Origin of the sequence: Limnothrix sp. FACHB-881, assembly GCF_014698135.1 — a bacterium.
GTDB lineage: Bacteria > Cyanobacteriota > Cyanobacteriia > CACIAM-69d > CACIAM-69d > CACIAM-69d.
The window spans coordinates 15,131-29,654 of sequence record NZ_JACJSN010000023.1; the positions used below are offsets into that span (position 1 = coordinate 15,131).

Genomic DNA, 14,524 nt, shown 5'->3' on the forward strand with positions numbered 1-14,524 from the left:
TTGGGTGCCAGGAAGAGACAGGACTTTTCAGCTTACCGACTGAGGGGCGAAGGTGATTGAGCTGTGAGTAAAAAAACTAGCACCTACGGATGGGTGGCCACGATTGGCTGGGTGATGGTGGCGGGCTGTGCGGTTCAGGCGGAAGCCCCCCGATCGGCTCAATCCTCCCGATCGGCTCAATCCTCACCCGAACAGCAATCGCCCAACCCCAGCCCGATCGCCGCCAACGTCCCGATCGTCCCGCCCGACGGAGCCAACCCTTGGCCCGCCGAGTGGGAAGCGGCCTACCAAGCTCGGGGGCGGGCCCTCATTGCCCAATTTGCCAACCCCAAAACCTACGGCAATGGCTATTTTGAAAATGAGAAAAAGTCCTATCCCAAGGCCATGCTGGACTTTTTGGCGGGCAACCGCGATCGGGCGATCGCCTTCCTGCAAAAACCCGACCCGATCCCCAGCAGCACCGAACATACCCTTGGCATTGATTTCTATCCCGCCTTCACCCTGAAGGGGCAGGTGCGTAAATACTTTTATTTTGGGCAATTTCTCGATCCGGCCTATCGCGATCGGATGAAGCAGGGAGCCGCCCTCTGGACAAAGTTGGATCCCCTGAAGCAGTTTTTCAGCACCCCGCAGCCCTTTTGGAATCGATCGCGCGATAACTGCATCACCTGGGTAGATTGCCGCAACACCGATAATTTGCGATCGATGCGAGAAACGGCCGTTTATCTGTTTGCCATGGAAGCCGGCAACCGAGAAACCGCCGCCATTTACCGCGATCGCCTGCAAAGTTTCGCCCGCAATCTTTACAAAATTGGCCAGGGGGAATGGGACTCGGAAACCTACTGGGGTCACACGTTCACCGCCTGGCTGAATCTTTACGACTTTGCGCCGGAACCGGAAATGCGGGCCACGGCTAAGGCCGCCCTGGATTGGTTAAGCATCACCGGAGCGTTGAAATATTGGCGCGGCGGCTTTGGGGGCCCCAGCAAACGCGACGCTAGCAAGGGAAATGCGCCCTTGGCGGCTTTGGCGAGCAAACTGCTGAATTTATATTTTGGGGAGGCGATCGCCCCGGATCCGGATCCCGAACCCGATGGTGTTCATGCCCTCACCAGTGGTTACCGACCGCCGGCCGTGGCGGTGGCCCTGGCCCGCAAACGGTTCGATCGCCCCCAAGAAGTGTTTGCGGGCAAACCCACCTATGAACATTGGAAACCGGGCGCACGCGATCGCCCCTTGTATTACGAAACGCTCTACTTTGGCCGCACCTTCCAATTGGGCAGCCTGGCCCAAGGGTCGATCGATGATGTGAACGGTTTTAAACTGCTAGCCACCCACCCCAGCCGGGGCGTGGATTACCTGCTGGCCGGTTCCGGGGTGAATCCCGAGAAAATTTCTACCCACCACCAACCGGACACCCACGACGCGATCGGGCAGTTTGGGCCCCTGTTGGTGTGGCTGAATGACGGGCGGGCCCCGTTTCAGTGGAGTTTGCCCCAAGCGGCCGCCAGCGAAACGGCCCAAACCGCCGCCGGTCAGCCGGTTTTGTTTTGGCAGTTGGCCGAAACTTGGATTGCCATTTACCCGATCGGGCTGACACTGCCCCAGGTAAACAACAGCGAAACCACCAAGCTACAAAAGCGCTATCCCACGGATCAACTGTGGGTGGCTCGCCCCGATCGCCCTGCCGGAACCCTCACGGGCTGGGCCATGGAGGTTGGGGAACCGGGAACTAATCAGAATTTCGCTGCGTTTCGGGCGGCGGTGTTGGGGCGATCGCGCTGGGTTGTGAACCAAAACACGGTTACTTTCACCGGTTCCCAAGGCAATCAACTGGCCGTGACCCAACGGGGGCCCGATCGCCCCGTTGTGAGACGCAACGGGGAAAAGCTCGACTGGGGCCAGTTTGCGGCCTATCGATCGCGCAACCCAGCCCGCCCCGATCGACCGCTAATCACCCAAGATTGGGAAGGGGGAACCCTCCGCGTGATTGTTGGTGAGCAAACCTGGACAGGCTCCGCTCCCGATCGCTAGATCAAGCAATCGCTCAATCAGGGCGACTCGCGCAAAACATAACCAACCCCCCGCAAGGTGTGGATCAGGCGAGGGCGCTGGGCCATTTCTAATTTGATCCGCAAGGCTCGGATATAGACTTCCACGATGTTAGATTCGCCGCCAAAGTTATTGCCCCAAACGGATTCCAACAGTCGATCGCGCGAAATCACCTGACGCGGATGGCGCAACAAAAACTCGAGTAAATCAAACTCCTTGGCCGTTAAGTCCACCCGATCGCCCCCGCGTTGCACCTCCCTGGTTAGCGGATTCAGGGTCAAATCTGCCAGGGTAATTTGATCGGGTTCGTGGGGCGAAACTCGCCGTAAATGGGCCCGCACCCGCGCCAACAGCTCCGCAATGCTGAAGGGTTTCACCACATAATCATCCGCGCCCGCATTCAAGCCCGTGACCCGATCGAGAATTTCATCCCGGGCCGTCAGCAGAATAATGGGGGCCTGTAAGCCCGTTTCCCGCAACCGCAAACAAAGATCCAAGCCCGACAGCCCCGGCAACATCCAATCCAAGATCAACAGATCCGGCGACGGGTGCGATCGGGCGGCGTTCAGCCCCTCCAGTCCTGTGGTTGCCACGGTTACCCCGTAGCCCTCCAGTTCCAATTCTCCCGCCACAAATCGCGCCAAATTGGCATCATCTTCCACCACCAGAATTCGGGCTGTGGGGGGATTGAGCTTCAAGGGTGAAACCATAGTGGCCATCAATCACGAATTGATCAATTGATCAACGGATGAATCGGATGCAGAGGACATGTGCCAGCGAGGAAGTCTGATCGTGAAGGTGCTGCCCAGGCCCGGTTGCGATTGTAGATCGATGCGGCCGCCCATCCCTTCCACGGCTCCCTTGGCGATCGCCAGGCCCAAACCCGTGCCATCGCGCGATCGGGTCATTTCATCTTCACCCCGATAGAAGCGCTCAAAAACCCGGGCTTGTTGATCCGGAGGAATGCCCATCCCGCGATCGCGCACTTCGATGGCGGCCCAGTCTGCTTGATGGCTCAGTTGCAGGGTCACGGGCTGCTCAGAGGCGGAATATTTCACGGCATTGTCCAGCAAATTCCGAATGGCGCGGGTCAGGCGATCGCGGTCAGCCAAAACCACCACATCCTCCGCCACCAAATGCAAATGGATGGGCCGATCGCAGGCCAGCCGTTGCCAGTCCGTCACCTCTGACAGCAGGGTATTAAGGACGATCGGCGCTTGCCGCAAGTGGAGTTGCCGATTGTCAATGCGGGCCAGATCTAACAAATCCTGCAACATGCGCACGGTGCGATCGGCCTCCGCTTCCGCCGTGGTCAAGGCTTGCAACTGATAGTCGTTCAGGTTGGTGCTGCGCCGCAGGAGGCTTTGCAAATAACCCAGCACCACCGTGAGCGGGGTGCGCAGTTCATGGGAAACATTGCCCACAAATTGTCGTTGTTGTTCCCAAGAACGCGACAGCCGCGCCAACATCTCATTAAAGGCTTGGGCTAGGCCCCGGACTTCATCGGGGGCCCCTTGCAACTCCAGGCGGGCCCCGGCCAAGTCATCGGCAGAAACGGCGCTGGCCACTTGGCTCATGGTGGCCAAGGGCATGAGGGCTAAGCGAATTCGCCGCCCGATCGCCCCCAGTGCAACCACCATGGCTAAACCATTCACCAACCACAGCAGCCGCAAACTGCCATGGAGTTTGTGCCAATCATGGCTCACGTCCTGGGCAAAGTAGACCCGCCCGATCGCCCGGCCCCGTACCGTCAAGGGACGCTCGCATAAAACCCAAACTCGGCCATCGCGGTGAACAATGGTCAACCGTTGGGCAGCGGCCGGTAAAGACTGCACCAAATTGCGGACGATTTGATAATTCTGATCATCTTTGGGTTGGGCCAGCAAGCGCCCTTGATCATCGGTGACCCAAGCTAACAGCCCCGCCATGGCCACCTTATCGATGGTGGTGGTTAATCCGCTGGCTAGCCCTTCGTGCTGATCGTAGAGGGCCAGTTCCTCGGGAAAGCGCTGGGAAATATAACTGAGGGTTTGCTTGTGGGCGGTGGCGAGGGTCTGTTCCATTTGCCAGGTGGACCAAAGGGCCGCCGTGCTCAGGCTCAAGACCGCGATCGCCCCTAATTCAAGGGTGAGTCGCCCCTGCAACGATGACCACCGCCAGCCCGATCGGCCCAATGGCCCCGATCGATCGCCCGGGGCGGGTTGCGGGGCGATCGCGTCAGTCCCTCGCTCGGGCAGAGTTGGGGTTGCGGTTTGGGGCGATCGCTGGGAGGGCTTAGACCACCAATGGGCAATCCTTCCCCGAAGCACTTGAGTGAACAGCATGGGAACCTTGGCCTCAGGGTCACTTTCCCAGTCTAAACCCGTTCCAACAGGCCGATCGGGACTTGCTGAAACGGGTTAGGGCCTGTCATGGGTTTAATCGTAGGGGCGGGGTCTCCACGCCCAGCCCCTGTGATCTCGGTTCCAGGGCTGGGCGGGGTTGTGGCGATCGCTCGGGTTAGGGTTGGGAGACCCAACCCCTACGGCGATGGAAATGACGACAGGCCATCAAGCCCCTTGCCCCCTACGATCTTCAGAGCGGAATCAGAGTTTCAGACCATAGGGTCTCAGGCAATTCACCAGCAAGTCCTAGCCTTGGCGCAGTTTTTCTGACCAAACCCGCGTCGGCAGACCCCAAACATAAATGAAGCCCTCGGCGGCCTTGTGGTCAAATTCATCATCAGACCCGTAGGTAGCCAGCTCTGGCGTGTAAAGACTCTGCTCGGACTTGCGACCGACGATCGCCGCATTGCCCTTGAACAGCTTGATCCGCACCGTGCCGGTTACCCGCTTTTGGGTTTCGTTGATGAATCCGTCCAGCGCCGCCTTCAAGGGGCTGTACCAGAGACCGTTGTAGATCAATTGGCTGTAGGTTTCTTCAATGCCGCGCTTGTAGTGGCTCACATCAGCGGTCAGGGTCAGGCTCTCCAGATCCCGGTGGGCGGCGATCAGCACCGACAGGGCCGGCACTTCGTAGATTTCGCGGGACTTAATCCCCACCAAGCGGTTTTCCACCATGTCGATCCGGCCGATGCCGTGGTTGCCGACGCGGGTGTTGAGTTCCTCAATCAGGGCGATCGAGTCCAAGGTGCGGCCGTCCAGGGTGACCGGCGTGCCCGCTTCAAAGCCAATTTCCACGTAATCCGGCTCATCCGGCGTGTCGGCGATCGCCTTGGTCATCAGGTAAATTTCTTCCGGCGGCTCCGTCCAGGGATCCTCAAGGGGGCCCGCTTCAATGCTGCGGCCCAGCAGGTTGCGATCGATGCTGAAGGGCGACTTTTTCTTCACGGGCGCGGGAATCCCGAACTTTTCTCCGTAGGCGATCGTTTCTTCGCGGCTGAAGCCCCACTCGCGAGCGGGAGCCAACACCTTAATGGTGGGGTCGAGGGCTGCGATCGCCACATCAAACCGCACTTGGTCGTTGCCCTTGCCCGTGCAACCGTGGGCTACCGCGTCTGCGCCATATTCCGCCGCCGCCTCCACGAGCGCCTTGGCAATCAGCGGGCGCGCCAGGGCCGTTGAAAGGGGATAGCGGTTTTCGTAAAGGGCATTGGCCCGCAGGGCCGGGAACGCATAATCCTGCACGAACTCGGCCCGCAGATCCGCCACCAGCGAAGTACTGGCTCCGGAGTCGAGGGCTTTTTGCTTGATGGGGCCCAGTTCGTCGCCTTGCCCTAAGTCGGCGGCCAGGGTAATGACTTCTTCAACGCCCCATTCCTGCATCAGGTAGGGAATGCAAACGGAGGTATCCACACCGCCGGAGTAGGCGAGGACAACTTTCTTGGCGCGACCCATGTATTTTGCTCAAGCTGCGAGAAAACAACCCCATATTGTAGGCACGGCCCGGGCGATCGCAACGGTCAGTTAGCGTACCAACTTTGAGGACTTCTTGACTTTGGAGCGACTTGGGAATGATTTTGGAGGGATTTGGTAGGGTTGGCATCGATGGCTGGGCGATGGGGCTGCAACCCAAAATGGCTCATTGGTCTTTATAGTTAGTCCCCCCAATTAGCGCCCTGATTCGCCGCCCTAGAGCTTGGCTTGGTAGTCATCGATCGCCTGATAAAGCCGCTCCACCTCCCGATCGGGAATGAAATCCAACAGGGGAATCGATCGCTTGCCGGCCCCAATTTCGATCGCCATTTCCCCTAACAAAGCGGTCAGCTTGGCACGGCTGAAGGTGCGATCGAGCAAGAGGGGATAGATTTTTTCAGCGAGAGCACTGTGCAAATGGGCATGGGCCAAATCGAGATGCCATTTGGCAATGTCCAGATAGGCCACATCGCCAATCTCTGCGGCCAGGGTTTCGATCGCTTCATTACTGACAGATTTCGACATTTCAGCACCTGCGGTTGAGTTGAATCACTTGCAGACTCAATTATCCAGATTGCTGGGCGGTGAGGCCAGCTTTTGCAACTGAACAGCACATGCCTTCAGTTCCGGTTCAAAGGAGTCGGGACAAGCTTCCGGGTGGGTGAGGGCGTTGGCTTCGGCCCCGTCACCCCACAGGGATCCCCAATGCATGGGCACAAACACGGTTCCCGGCGCGATCGCCCGGGTCACCTTGGCCGGAAACCGCCCATCGCCCCGGCGCGACTTCACCGCCACCCAGTCACCCTCCTGGATGCCCAGGGGTTCCGCATCCTTGGGGTGAATTTCGATGAAGGGATTCGGGTGCAGCTTTTTGATTTTTTCAATCCGACCGGTGCGGGTTTGGGTGTGCCAATGGCCATAGAGCCGGCCTACGGTCAACACGAGGGGATAGGCCGCATCAGGTGGTTCCGCCAGCCCGCGCGAGTGAACCGCCAGAAATTGGGCCCGCCGATCGGGGGTGTGGAATTGTCCATCGGTATACAACCGCTTGGTGGGGGCTGGCTGCAAAGGGTCGATCGCCCCATCCGCCGGAAAAGGCCATTGTTGGGGGCCAGCGGTTCTGAGCCGATCGTGACTCAAGCCGGTCATGTCGCAAGGGCGGCCTCGGGTCAATTGCACAAATTCGCCGTAGACCTCCGCCGAGGATTGGAACCAAAACTGCTCCCGGAAGCCGAGCCGCCGGCCCACCTCCGCAAAGATGGCCCAATCTTCCTTGGCTTCTCCCGGAGGGGGCTGAAACGCCTGGGAAAGGGTCACCATCCGCTCAGAATTGGTCATCGTGCCGGTTTTTTCGCTCCATTGGGTGGCGGGCAGCAGCAAATGAGCAAAGGCACTGGTTTCCGTGGGGTAATAGGCTTCTTGATAGATCGTGAAGGGCGATCGACTCAGGGCGGCTTTGGTGCGGTTCAGGTCGGGAAAACTAACGGCGGGATTGGTGGCCGCAATCCACAACAGGCCCACCGCTCCCGCTTCCAGCCCTTCCACAATTTCCCAGGCGGCCCGGCCCGGTGTTGGGGAAATGCGACCCGGGGGCAGGTTCCAAAAATCCTCCACTTCGGCCCGGTGCTGGGGATTGGTCACGGAGCGATAGCCCGGCAGCAACCGCGACAAACCGCCGGCCTCGCGGCCGCCCATGGCGTTGGGCTGGCCGGTGAGGGAAAAGGGCCCCGCGCCCGGTTTGCCCATTTGCCCCGTCAGCAGATGCAGGTTAATGATGCTGCGGACTTTGGCTGTGCCTTCGGAGGATTGGTTAATGCCCATGGACCAAAGGGACAAGACCCGATCACTCTGGGCCCAAATCCGCGCCGCCGCCTCGATCGACTCCGCCGGAATACCGCATTGCTCGGCCACGAGATTGGGCGAGTAATGTTGCAGCAGATCTTCGTAGGCTGCGAAGCCGCCCGTGTGAGCTTCGATATAGGCGCGATCGATCTGATCCCACTTCAGCAGCAGGTGGGCCATGCCGTTCAGTAAGTCGATGTCGGTGCCGGGGCGAATGGGCAAATGGAGATCGGCCACCTGGCCCGTTTCGGTGCAGCGGGGATCCACCACCACCAATCGCACTCGATCGGGGTTGGCCTTGTGGTGTTTGCGGAACCGGTTAAAGACGATCGGGTGACATTCGGCCGTGTTGGTCCCGATCGCGAACAGGCAATCCGCCAGTTCCAAATCGTCATAGCTACAGGGGGGCCCGTCGGCCCCGAAACTGCGTAAGTAGCCCGAGACGGCCGAAGACATGCAAAGCCGCGAATTGGCATCGAAATTGTTGGTTCCCAGGCAACCCTTGATCAGTTTTTGGGCCGTGTAGTAATCCTCCGTGACAAACTGCCCGGAGCCATACATACAAAGGCCGTCGGGCCCTTGGTTGGCCAAAACGGTTTGGATGCGATGCACGATCGCCTCAAAGGCCTCGTCCCAACTAATCCGCTGAAAGTCTTGATCCAAAGCAGATCGCCACATGGGATACAGCAGCCGATCGCGGTCGATCGACTCCAAAATCGTTGCCCCTTTTACGCAAACCATGCCTTGGCTGGAAGGATGGGCCCGATCGCCCCGCACCTTAAGCCCCACTGGCCCTTGCACCACTTCCAAACCACACCCCACACCGCAGTAGGGACAAACGGTTCTGACAGATTCCATGGATTAATTAAAACAACTTCTAAGTTGCGAATACGTGGTGAAAATAAGTCCAGCCGCAGCTAGGCAACGATCCCAGCGGGCCATGAGTCAAAAAAATGCCCCTGGCGGGGCGTTGAGCTGAATGTTGAACTGAGCATTGAGCCGAAGAGAGAGGCCCTATGAGGCCAATTAAGCGCCGATCGTGTAGGAACCGATCGCGTAGGAGCCGATCGGGGGCCAACCCTCAGCCCTATTCCGCCGCGTCATCGTGGGCATAGCGGTTATAGAGGAAGTCGAGTGCGTAGTTGCGCAGCTCGTAATATTTGGGATCTTCCAAAAGTCGGGCCCGATCGCGCGGTCGGGGGAACGGAATATCCATCACCTCCCCAATCTTGGCGGCGGGGCCATTGGTCATCATCACCAATCGATCGGACAGGTAGAGCGCCTCATCGATGTCATGGGTGATCATCAACACCGTGACCTGATTTTCTCGCCAAATTTGCAGCAACTCGTCTTGCAACTCTTCGCGGGTGATGGGATCCAACGCCCCAAAGGGTTCATCCAAAATCAACACTTTGGGGCAAATGGCCAGGGCCCGGGCGATCGACACCCGCTGTTTCATCCCCCCGGAAATTTCCGCCGGCCGCTTGTGAATCGCTTCGCTCAGCCCCACCATCTCCAAATATTTCAGGGCCAATTGCCGTTGTGCTTCCTTGGGTTGGGTGGTGTAAACGGCTTTCACCGCCAACAACACATTTTCCAAAACGGTTTTCCAGGGCAGCAGGGCATAGTTTTGGAACACCACCATCCGATCGGGGCCGGGCCGAGTGATTCGCTGCTGTTCTAGGCGCACTTCACCCGCCGTCGGTTCCGCAAAGCCCGAAACCATGTTCAATAGGGTGGACTTGCCGCAACCCGAGTGACCAATCACCGAAACAAATTCACCTTCGGCCACCCGCAAGTTGACCCCATCCAGCACGGGGTATGGCCCCTTGGGCGTTTGATAGACCTTGGAAACTTGGTCAATTACCAAAAAATCGGGTTCCGCTGCGACAACCATGGGCGGGACGGTTTGAGAAGAGAGGGTTTGCATAGGATTGCCAGGGCTGAGGAAGGGGTCGATCGAGTCAGAGGATGAAGAGTTGGGGCGATCGGCATCGGGCCACAGGCGGGCCCCTTAGCTAGGGGAAACGGAGCAACTAAAGATTTCATCGACCCGAATTTCGGCCACACGGATATTGCGTTTAATCGCCAGGTTGTCGAGGTAGTCGATCGGGCGATCGGGGTCAAAGGTTTGGCCGTCAAACAGGACGATCGGCTTGCGGTCTAATTCCACCTCCGGCAGTCCCAAATTGCGAGCCGCAGTCAAATAGGTGGCCGTCGGGTTCACCCGTTCCATCACCTCCACCCAATTGCGGGGGAAGGGCGTGATTTCCCAGCGGGCCATCTGGGCCAAAGTCCAAAGGGACTGTACCGCGTCGGGACAGGCCGATCGGCTCACAAAGAACTGATGGAAGGTGTAAAGCGCTTGGGCCTCGGAACCATCGCCCCGATCGAGCGGCGACAGGAACCCGGGCGCAATCATCTCCACCGGCAGCCCCACATAGTCGGGGCGGGCCAAAATTTCCAACACCTCAGCCCGGTTGCGATGATCATCGCAATATTCACAGGCCTCCAGCAGGGCCGTCAGCAGGGCCGCATGGGTATTGGGATAGGCCTGGGCCCAATCTTCCCGCACCCCCAGCACTTTTTCCACATGGCCCGGGAACAGGTCAAGATCCGTGGCCATGATTTGACCAATGCCCTCTTGCACGGCCCGGGAGTTCCAAGGCTCTCCGACGCAATAGCCGTCAATGTTGCCCGCCTTCAGGTTCGAGACCATCTGTGGCGGCGGCACGGTGGCCAAGCTGATATCCCAATCGGGGTCAATGCCCCCGGAGGCGAACCAATGCCGCAGCAACAGGTTGTGCATGGAAGCCGGATGCACCATGGCAAAGGTGTGAACCTTGTCCGGATCCCGTTCAATCAGACTCTTGAAGGTGGCCAGGTCATTCACGCCCTGTTCGATCAGGCGTTTGCCCCAGGTGATGGCGTTGCCGTTGCGGGACAGCACCATGGAGGCTTGGATTGGCACGGGTTCGCTTTCGCTGCTGCCCAGGGTCATGGCCAAGGGCATTCCGGTCACCATTTGGGCCGCGTCGAGCTGGCCGCTGGCGACCCCATGGGCGATCGATTTCCAATTGGGTTTGCGCTGAAGGGTGACCTGCTCTAGGCCGTGCTTGGCAAAGAATCCCTTTTCCCGGGCGATCGCCAGGGGCGCACAGTCGGTGAGGGGAATGAAACCCAGCTCCAAATTGACCTTTTCCAGGCCGTTGCCGGCCGCCACCGCAGGGGCCGCAACTTTCCGTTTCTTGGAACGTTTTTGTTGGTTGAGGAAGTAAACGATTTCGTTGCGCAGGCTGTAGTAACTGGGATGGTTCACCACGTCCATGCGGCTGCGGGGACGGGGAATATCCACTTCCAGAATTTGCCCCACATGGGCGGCGGGGCCGGTGGTTAGCATCACCACCCGATCGCTCAGGAGCAAGGCCTCGTCCACATCGTGGGTCACCATCACACAGGTGACATGGCTCTCTTCGCAAATCCGCATCAGTTGCTCTTGGAGGCCGCCTCGGGTCAGGGCATCCAAGGCCCCGAAGGGTTCATCGAGCAACAACACTTGGGGACGGGTGGCCAGGGCCCGGGCGATCGCCACCCGCTGTTTCATGCCGCCGGACAGTTCGCCGGGAAGCTTATCGGCCGCGTGGGCCAACCCCACGAGCTGAATATTTTCTTCCACGATCGCCCGCCGCTCTTCCTTGGGCAGGTTCTTGAGCACCGTGTTGACGGCCAAGGCGATGTTGTCGCGGACAGTTTTCCAGGGCAACAGGGAGTAGTTTTGGAACACCACCATCCGATCGGGCCCCGGGGCTTCGATTTGGCGACCGTTCAAAATGGCCCCGCCACTGGTGGGCCGATCGAGGCCCGCAATGATGTTCAGCAGGGTGGACTTGCCGCAGCCGGAGTGACCAATCAGGGAAATAAATTCCCCTTGCTTGATCTCAACGTTGATGTTTTGGAGCGCAATGTAGCGATCGCCCCCCGGCAGCGGAAAGATTTTGTCAACGTGATCGATTTCCAGAAAAGGAGTCATGGTGTTGTGCGATCGGTGTTGTGCGATCGAGGAGTGAGTTATCCAAAGCTATGCCCAAACTTCGCCCGTTAGCGGCGTTCCGGCGGCACGGCAATGCTGCCCAAAAAAGCCACGAATCGATCGAGCAACAGCCCCACCAAGCCCACAAAAATCAACGCCAGGATAATTTCACTGGTCAGGGAACTGTTATAGGCATCCCAGATGAAGAACCCAATGCCAACACCGCCCACCAGCATTTCCGCCGCCACAATGGCCAACCAGGACAGCCCAACGCCAATCCGCAGACCCGTGAAAACATAGGGAACCGTGGCCGGAAACAGCACGTTCAGGAAATATTCCACTCGCCCCAAACGCAGCACCCGGGCCACGTTTTTGTAGTCTTGGGGCACTTGCTGCACACCAGTTACCGTGTTTAACAAAACCGGCCAAACTGCTGTAATGAAAATTACAAACAGCGCCGCCGATTGGTTGTTTTTCAAGGCTTCCAAGGAAATGGGTAGCCAAGCCAATGGCGGGATAGTTCGTAGTAGTTGGAAAACCGGATCCAGTGCGTCATAGATCAGCGGGTTGCTGCCGATCAGAATGCCCACTAAAACCCCAATAATTGCCGCCGCTGAAAAGCCAATCGCCACCCGCTGCAAGCTGGCCATTAAATGCCAAAAAATGCCCACATCGGTGCTGTTGGGATCCGTGCGATCGAACGCACCCACAATCAATTCCTGGGTGTCGCCAAACACTTCCAGGGGCCCCGGCAAGGGTGCTCCGGGAATTGAGCAAATTGCCTGCCAAGCCACCAAGCAAATGAGCGTTCCCACAATGGCCGCAATCACTTTGCGGGCATTTTTCTTAGACAGCGGCACAAAACGAATAATCGAATCAACGAGCGAACTAGAACTACTTGCAGCCATGGTGGTCAAACCTGAGTGTGATTAAATCCTCAATCGATCGTTGAGCATTCGATGGGCATTCGATGGGCATTCAAGTTGTCAGCCTGAGTCGATCGTTGCGCTTGCTCGCAGATGACTGAAACCCTCCAACAACGGCTCATTCTCGATGAGATTATCAAGCCTGATCAAATGATTTGATTCAGGCGACTGACCCAGGAATTTTGATCGGGCAATCTCGATCGGGCAGTCGCAGTCTAATCTCGATCGAGGGAAACCGTTGCTGGTGGCTTCAGCCCTCCCTTCAATATGGCAATCATTCCTGAATGAAAGGTTTTGATTGCCTGACAACATTCGATTCAGAACCCAGCCCTAGTAGCGCGACATCCTTAAAATATTGGGTCAAAGTTGCGGAGCCAGTCGTGGTAACAAGGGGCTTAAGCCCCTTGCTGCTTAACGATCAGGTGACGGTAACAGCCAGGTCATTTAACCCAGTGAATTAAGGCAGCCATGCTACTAGGCTTTCAGGGCCTTGATCTTCAGACCATCGAGATAGGCCTTGGGATTTTCCGGATCAAACTTCACCCCATCAAAGAAGGTTTCCACCCCGCGCGACGTATCCTTGGGAATTTCCGCCTCGGGCACACCCAGCGCCTTAGCTGCCTCGCGCCAAATGTCTTCCCGGTTGACCTGATCCACCAAAGCTTTCGTGTCGGTGTTTTCCGGCAAGTAACCCCAGCGAATGTCTTCCGTGACAAACCACAGGTCATGGCTCTTGAAAGGATAGGAGGCGAAGTCTGCCCAGAACTTCATGGCCAGCGGGAATTTTTCTTCCTTACGCCCATCACCAAAGTCGATCGTGCCTTGGGAGCGACCCAAGATATCTTCCGCCTTGATCTTCAGCCACTCGCGCTTGCTGATGATGTCGCACATTTCGGCAATGTTTTCGGGCTTGTCGCACCACATTTGTGCTTCCAGCACTGCCATGGTCAGGGCTTTGGTGGCGTTCGGGTTCTTTTCCACCCAATCGGCACGCATCGCAAAGGCCTTTTCCGGGTGATCTTTCCACAGCTCACCGGTCACCAAGGCCGAGAAACCCAGCTTTTGGGATACCGTTTGGGCATTCCAAGGCTCACCCACGCAGAAGGCTTCCATGGTTCCGGTCTTGATGTTGGCCACCATTTGCGGCGGCGGAACCACAATCACCGACACATCCTTGTTGGGATCAATGCCACCGGCTGCCAACCAGTAGCGCATCCATAAATCGTGTGTTCCTCCGGGGAAGGTGACGGCCACTTTCACATCTTTGCCACCGGACTTTGCTTTAGCCAGAGCTGCTTTGAAAGGTTGGTTGTCAAGACCGATTTTTTGACCAAGATAGTCTTTGCTGAGGGAAATAGCCTGACCGTTGGTATTTAAACGGGCCAAGATGTTCATCGGCACGGGTTTTTTCGTGACCTTGCCGGTGGTCATCAGGTAAGGAATTGGGGAAAGAATATGCGCACCATCAATCCCGTTCCCGGCTGATCCCAATTCCAGGTTGTCGCGAGTGGCGGCCCAAGAGGCTTGCTTGACCACTTCCACATCGGGCATTCCGTATTTGGCGAAGAGGCCCTTTTCCTTGGCGATGATCAAGGGGGCCGCGTCGGTGAGGGCAATGAAACCGAGCTTGGCTTTGGTTACTTCCGGCGGGGCGATCGAGGCGGCCGGCGAAGGGCTGCCCCCGGCGGAGTCGCCACCGGCCGGGCTGCTGGCGGCCTGGTTGCCACCTCCGGCAGCACAACCATGGATCGCAACGGTGGCTCCGGCAGCAGTGGCGGCGGTGAACAAAAACTTGCGGCGAGAAAAGCTGCTCATGGTTG

Annotated in this window: 10 protein-coding genes; 1 reads left to right on the forward strand and 9 read right to left on the reverse strand. The window is 58.0% G+C overall.

Annotated features, from left to right (window positions below):
* Positions 1–63: 63 nt before the first annotated feature.
* Positions 64–2,034, forward strand: a complete 1,971-nt coding sequence (locus tag H6G52_RS16685) for a hypothetical protein (protein ID WP_199312479.1) — start codon at positions 64–66, stop codon at positions 2,032–2,034.
* Positions 2,035–2,051: 17 nt separating this feature from the next.
* Here the strand turns inward: H6G52_RS16685 and H6G52_RS16690 are convergent, their stop codons facing one another.
* The 9 genes from H6G52_RS16690 to H6G52_RS16730 form a co-directional block, all read right to left on the reverse strand.
* Positions 2,052–2,771 carry a response regulator transcription factor gene (locus tag H6G52_RS16690; RefSeq protein ID WP_305068647.1) on the reverse strand — a complete coding sequence of 240 codons (720 nt, stop codon included), beginning with the start codon at positions 2,769–2,771 and terminating at the stop codon, positions 2,052–2,054.
* A gap of 3 nt (positions 2,772–2,774) precedes the next feature.
* The gene (locus tag H6G52_RS16695) at positions 2,775–4,376 is read right to left on the reverse strand and encodes a HAMP domain-containing sensor histidine kinase (RefSeq protein ID WP_190529794.1); all 1,602 of its coding nucleotides are present in this window, start codon (positions 4,374–4,376) and stop codon (positions 2,775–2,777) included.
* A gap of 306 nt (positions 4,377–4,682) precedes the next feature.
* Complete coding sequence (locus tag H6G52_RS16700) at positions 4,683–5,888, reverse strand: argininosuccinate synthase (protein ID WP_099534788.1); 1,206 nt, start codon at positions 5,886–5,888, stop codon at positions 4,683–4,685.
* 234 nt (positions 5,889–6,122) lie between these two features.
* Positions 6,123–6,431 (reverse strand): DUF3181 family protein, encoded by a 309-nt coding sequence (locus H6G52_RS16705; RefSeq protein WP_099534787.1) that lies wholly within the window; start codon positions 6,429–6,431, stop codon positions 6,123–6,125.
* Positions 6,432–6,467: 36 nt separating this feature from the next.
* A complete protein-coding gene (locus H6G52_RS16710; protein ID WP_190529796.1) occupies positions 6,468–8,606 on the reverse strand; it encodes a molybdopterin oxidoreductase family protein in 2,139 nt (712 codons plus the stop codon).
* A gap of 229 nt (positions 8,607–8,835) precedes the next feature.
* A complete protein-coding gene (locus H6G52_RS16715; protein ID WP_190529798.1) occupies positions 8,836–9,678 on the reverse strand; it encodes an ABC transporter ATP-binding protein in 843 nt (280 codons plus the stop codon).
* 84 nt (positions 9,679–9,762) lie between these two features.
* Positions 9,763–11,778, reverse strand: coding sequence for a nitrate ABC transporter ATP-binding protein (locus H6G52_RS16720; protein WP_190529800.1), 2,016 nt, complete (start codon positions 11,776–11,778; stop codon positions 9,763–9,765).
* 68 nt (positions 11,779–11,846) lie between these two features.
* Positions 11,847–12,686: a nitrate ABC transporter permease gene (gene ntrB, locus H6G52_RS16725; protein ID WP_190529802.1), complete on the reverse strand. Its 840-nt coding sequence runs from the start codon at positions 12,684–12,686 to the stop codon at positions 11,847–11,849.
* A gap of 492 nt (positions 12,687–13,178) precedes the next feature.
* Entirely contained in the window at positions 13,179–14,519 is a 1,341-nt protein-coding gene (locus tag H6G52_RS16730; protein ID WP_190529804.1) for a CmpA/NrtA family ABC transporter substrate-binding protein, read from the reverse strand.
* Positions 14,520–14,524 lie beyond the last annotated feature (5 nt).

Coding starts and splice junctions, on each gene's coding strand:
- H6G52_RS16690 (WP_305068647.1), bottom strand. CDS start 2,771: ATGGCCACTATGGTTTCACCCTTGAAGCTCAATCCCCCCACAGCCCGA.
- H6G52_RS16695 (WP_190529794.1), bottom strand. CDS start 4,376: ATGCTGTTCACTCAAGTGCTTCGGGGAAGGATTGCCCATTGGTGGTCT.
- H6G52_RS16700 (WP_099534788.1), bottom strand. CDS start 5,888: ATGGGTCGCGCCAAGAAAGTTGTCCTCGCCTACTCCGGCGGTGTGGAT.
- H6G52_RS16705 (WP_099534787.1), bottom strand. CDS start 6,431: ATGTCGAAATCTGTCAGTAATGAAGCGATCGAAACCCTGGCCGCAGAG.
- H6G52_RS16710 (WP_190529796.1), bottom strand. CDS start 8,606: ATGGAATCTGTCAGAACCGTTTGTCCCTACTGCGGTGTGGGGTGTGGT.
- H6G52_RS16715 (WP_190529798.1), bottom strand. CDS start 9,678: ATGCAAACCCTCTCTTCTCAAACCGTCCCGCCCATGGTTGTCGCAGCG.
- H6G52_RS16720 (WP_190529800.1), bottom strand. CDS start 11,778: ATGACTCCTTTTCTGGAAATCGATCACGTTGACAAAATCTTTCCGCTG.
- ntrB (WP_190529802.1), bottom strand. CDS start 12,686: ATGGCTGCAAGTAGTTCTAGTTCGCTCGTTGATTCGATTATTCGTTTT.
- H6G52_RS16730 (WP_190529804.1), bottom strand. CDS start 14,519: ATGAGCAGCTTTTCTCGCCGCAAGTTTTTGTTCACCGCCGCCACTGCT.